Here is a 4,310-nt window from a genome sequence, read left to right on the forward strand (position 1 = left end):
AACATTGTAAATAGTATCAATGAGTTACAATGTGGCTTATCCCGAACTGGGGTTATTGTTAGTTCATTAAGCGTTATAGAGTTTAAATGAGAATGATTTTTAATATCATTTATAGGAAAAGTACGCTAGTATTGCACCTTTGTATCATTTGCTAGACATCTTGTAACGGTAGAGGTTAGATTTTTGTCAGTAAATAAAAATAGGAGCAATGGATGACATACGCAGGATTTTTCTCTAAGAAATGGGCAATAGCAGGATTTGCTTGTTTGTTATATTCAACGTCATTTTCTGCATTTGGTTCGGAGACGGCGATGTTAACGATGGACAGTCCTTTAAAAGGCCAGCTAATAAATAGTACAAAAAACAATAAAAATTCTTTGGCTCATTCATCAAATATTAGCGTTCCCTGCGACAAAGGCGATTATCTGACGGGATATATCGATAGTGGTGATAATACGGTAACGCTTGATATTTTAGATTCGACAGGCAATCTATCGCGCCGTTTAGTTGATCATAAAAGCGGCAAGCAAAATTTTTATTTAGTGGCAGAAAACTGTGATGCGACATGGCGCTTGTCTGGATCAGGTGCATACCAAGTAGTGCTTGAGCAACGTATCAGTTTAGCAGATCAGAATTTAGAAAGTGCTTTAGAAAGCTCTGACACATTACTTAGTCCAAAAGTATCAGCATTACGTGAGTCACTGACAAAAGGACAGAGTAGCGATAGTTTTTGGGCGGATGTAGAGGTATTAGGTACACCGCTCGTTGAAGATACTGCTACTGGTACTGTGATGACATTTTTGGCGCGGGGCAATTATAACAACGTAAAACTTTTAGGCGCACCTTCTAACAATCACGAGTCGCTACAACAGCTAGCTAATTCTGATGTTTGGTATAAGAGTTTTGTGGTGCCAAAAAATACCCATTTTTCTTATCAGATAGCGTTTAATGTGCCTCAACCACCAGAATCTGGATTTGCACGTAGAGTGGCGATAAGAGCTGTGGCTCAGGCCGATCCTTATAATCATCATCCATGGCCTCATTCAGCAATCGACAAGTACACAACCAAATCTACTATTACGTTAAAAGATGCGCCAAAAAGGCCTTGGGTAGATGTGCAAAAAGAAACCCCTAAAGGCGAGCTTTCTACTTTTAAATTCACCAGCAGTACGTTAGACAATACCCGTGACATTACCATCTATTCTCCTGCTATTGATGACAGCCAAAATAATAGAGACGATGCGGTGTTGTTGTATATCTTTGATGCGGAAGCCTATATCGATGCGGTTGGATTGCCAACGATATTAGATAATTTAATCGCAGCAGGTGAGATTCCACCGGTGACGGCGGTATTTATCAGTAATCCTGATGGTGATGCCCGTGCGCGTGAATTGCCTGCCAATCCTGTATTTGCAGATGTATTGGCCAATGAGCTGGTGCCGCAAGTAAATAAACGGTTGCCAGTAGCGATACCAAAGGATAGAACGGTCATTGCAGGGTCGAGCTATGGCGGATTGGCTGCCACGACTATTGCGTTACGTCATCCTGATATATTTGGCAACGTTATCTCTATGTCTGGATCCTTTTGGTGGAAGCCAAAGGAGCAAACCGCAGGTGATAAGCATTTTGTGGCGTCTGAAGTTATCAGAATGGATAAAGTACCTGTTCGGTTGTTTTTGAGTGCTGGCGTGTTTGAAACAGCTCGTGGGGAAAGTAGTAGCAATGGTATATTGGGAACCAATCGTCATCTGCGTGATGTGTTATTGGCAAAAGGGTATGACACTCGTTATGAAGAGTATGGTGCAGGGCATGATTACTTTTCTTGGCGAGGAATTATCGGGGATGGCTTGATATCACTTTTTGGGTCTGAGGAAGAGAAGTAATATCTGTATTTTATATAAACAGTAGCGGCTATGGCAGGATAGCCGCTACTGTTGGGGCTAGCGGTGTCATCACGTTCTTGCTACTATCTATCGTTGTTTGAGCAAGTTTTATCGTTGCGCTGAGCGCACCCTACGGCTAATATCTAAGGAAGTAAATGGAATTTTATACAGGAAAATCAGAAGAAGACGATGCAAAATATCTTCTCTCCTACATAAACGATGTGTTGATTCCAGCGTCTGAAGAATTCTTTGTATTAGTGAATCAAAATAAAGTCCTGCTTCACCACGCCTTTTCTTTTAATACTATATTGTCTCATGCGATAGACTACATGATTTTTATCGCAAAAAAAGTTACTAAGTCATCCAGTAACTCAAGTGTCATACGAAGAAATGATTTCATATCTAAATTTGATAAAAAATACCATGTAGACGGATGTTCTCATATAAATAACAAGTTTAAATTGCTAGATGCTGTTAACAACTCGTTTAAGCATGTTGAATTAGAACAGAAAAGATATGCTGATTTAATAAAAGTATATGGTGATTTGAACTTTCATAACCTATTTGCTGAGGATGGGAAAGTGTTTTTTAAGTCTCAACTATATAGCTTTGATTATTGCAGAGTAGTTATGAGGCCCATTGCGAAAATTTTCGACTGTGATATAAACACGTACAACGACGTAGATGATTTTATTAATGGTAGGATACATGGTAGTTTTGGTTATGGTAATTTTCCTTATGAATATGAACCATACGATGCTATTGATAGAATGATTGATTTTTGCAACTCTGAATGTAAAAACTGTGGTGAAGTAGATGATGACTGCGACTGTGTTAATTACATTTATGGTCAAAAATTAGGTAAATGCTCACCCAATATAGATCCCAGTTTTGATTTTAATGATGTAATGTCAGATATTAGTGGAGCGCGTGAGTGGAGAAAGAAGTAAATTCCAAGAGTAGGATACACATGTGTGCTAGATAAACGTTGTAGTAGGCATAATTTATAGACTAATAAACTAATCTAAAATTATGCCTGTAACCTCTAAAACAAAGGTAATCAACCCACAAATATCAGCTCTCACTAGGATTATACGCTCTCAACGCCGCAATACGGTCATCAAGCGTTGGGTGTGAGCGGAATAGGTTTGCAATACTAAAGCCTTGCGTTTGTCCTGACGAGATTGCGAACGCTTTCATACTCTCAGGCATTTGGTCGGGGCGCTGTGCAGAAGGACGAAGCGCATTAAGCGCACTGATCATCTTTTCGCGGCTGGCAAGTTTTGCGCCCATTTGATCCGCACGAAACTCACGTAAGCGTGAGAACCACATGACGATGGCAGATGCCAAAAACCCCAGCAGGATATCCATTACAATACTGGTGATGAAGTAACCAATACCTGGGCGACCACTGGTGTTTTTGAACACAGTACGGTCAACGAAACTGCCGATAATTCGCGCAAAGAACATCACAAAAGCGTTCACCACGCCTTGAATGAGAGCAAGCGTGATCATATCGCCATTGGCCACATGACCAATCTCATGCGCCAATACTGCCTCGACTTCATCTTGATTCATATTCTGTAGTAGGCCAGACGATACTGCCACCAGCGCTTTATTCTTATTCCAGCCAGTCGCAAAGGCGTTTGGCTGCGAATTGTTAAAAATACCGACTTCAGGCATACCGATATTTACCGCCCGTGCTTGTTTGGCTACCGTATCGACCAGCCATTTCTCAGTAGCGTTACGTGGGGATTCTATGACGACCGTACCTGTTGATCTCTTAGCCATCCACTTTGACAAAAATAGCGATATCATCGAGCCAACCATACCATAGATGCCGCACATAATGGCAAGGCTAACATAATTAAGTCCGCCTGCCGTATGTACGTCACCAAGGCCAAAAAATCTCGATAAAATACCAAACACAATGCTAAATACCACAATCACTGCTAAGTTGGTCAATAAAAATAATCCAATGCGCATCATGACGCTAACTTCCTATGTAAAGTGTCGGTATGGCCTCGATAGAGCACTCTCTAAGAGGTTTGTTTGCTATAGTTGTATCTAAACCATATTGAATGGATGCTACTGCTGTAAACAAAAAGTCAAAACAGCGTATAGCGATTAATTTTATTATAAACTGAAGTGATTATTATGGCGAACCGTAGTTATCTATATTCAACCAATATTATTCCCGAAGCAAATCAAAATGATAGCAGTCGTGTGTTAACTGGCATATCAGAATATAACTATGATATTCCAATTGTCTTTAAGGTGTTACTCTCTGGTAATACGCAAGCCTGTCTATCAGTGATTTGGGATAACCCTGAAAAGATTGCTCTTATTGGAGATTATGCCAGCGGGGTGAATGTAGTGGTCAACTAATTTAGGACACCTGATAAGAGGTTTTTGTTAAAGTAGCGT

The 4,310-nt window shown here is 40.3% G+C and carries 4 protein-coding genes; 3 read left to right on the plus strand and 1 reads right to left on the minus strand.

The genetic code is table 11. The features are described from left to right. The first annotated feature begins 212 nt into the window (after positions 1–212). Both EI164_RS14800 and EI164_RS14805 read left to right on the plus strand, forming a co-directional pair. On the plus strand, positions 213–1,883 hold the full coding sequence (locus EI164_RS14800) for an alpha/beta hydrolase (RefSeq protein ID WP_192520681.1): 1,671 nt from the start codon (positions 213–215) through the stop codon (positions 1,881–1,883). Between the two features lie 155 nt (positions 1,884–2,038). Further along, the gene (locus tag EI164_RS14805) at positions 2,039–2,833 is read left to right on the plus strand and encodes a hypothetical protein (protein ID WP_192520682.1); all 795 of its coding nucleotides are present in this window, start codon (positions 2,039–2,041) and stop codon (positions 2,831–2,833) included. A 124-nt stretch (positions 2,834–2,957) separates the two neighbouring features. Here the strand turns inward: EI164_RS14805 and htpX are convergent, their stop codons facing one another. Beyond that, a complete protein-coding gene (gene htpX / locus EI164_RS14810; protein ID WP_192520683.1) occupies positions 2,958–3,872 on the minus strand; it encodes a protease HtpX in 915 nt (304 codons plus the stop codon). A gap of 168 nt (positions 3,873–4,040) precedes the next feature. Between htpX and EI164_RS14815 the strand changes: the two genes are divergently transcribed. Beyond that, positions 4,041–4,271 carry a hypothetical protein gene (locus EI164_RS14815; RefSeq protein WP_225739332.1) on the plus strand — a complete coding sequence of 77 codons (231 nt, stop codon included), beginning with the start codon at positions 4,041–4,043 and terminating at the stop codon, positions 4,269–4,271. The last annotated feature ends 39 nt before the right edge of the window (positions 4,272–4,310 follow it).

It is taken from the genome of Psychrobacter sp. FME13, from assembly GCF_014861395.1.
In the GTDB taxonomy this organism is placed as follows: domain Bacteria; phylum Pseudomonadota; class Gammaproteobacteria; order Pseudomonadales; family Moraxellaceae; genus Psychrobacter.

Excerpts from the sequence above, each read along its gene's own strand:
- EI164_RS14815 (WP_225739332.1), top strand. The coding sequence starts at position 4,041 with ATGGCGAACCGTAGTTATCTATATTCAACCAATATTATTCCCGAAGCA.
- EI164_RS14805 (WP_192520682.1), top strand. The coding sequence starts at position 2,039 with ATGGAATTTTATACAGGAAAATCAGAAGAAGACGATGCAAAATATCTT.
- EI164_RS14800 (WP_192520681.1), top strand. The coding sequence starts at position 213 with ATGACATACGCAGGATTTTTCTCTAAGAAATGGGCAATAGCAGGATTT.
- htpX (WP_192520683.1), bottom strand. The coding sequence starts at position 3,872 with ATGATGCGCATTGGATTATTTTTATTGACCAACTTAGCAGTGATTGTG.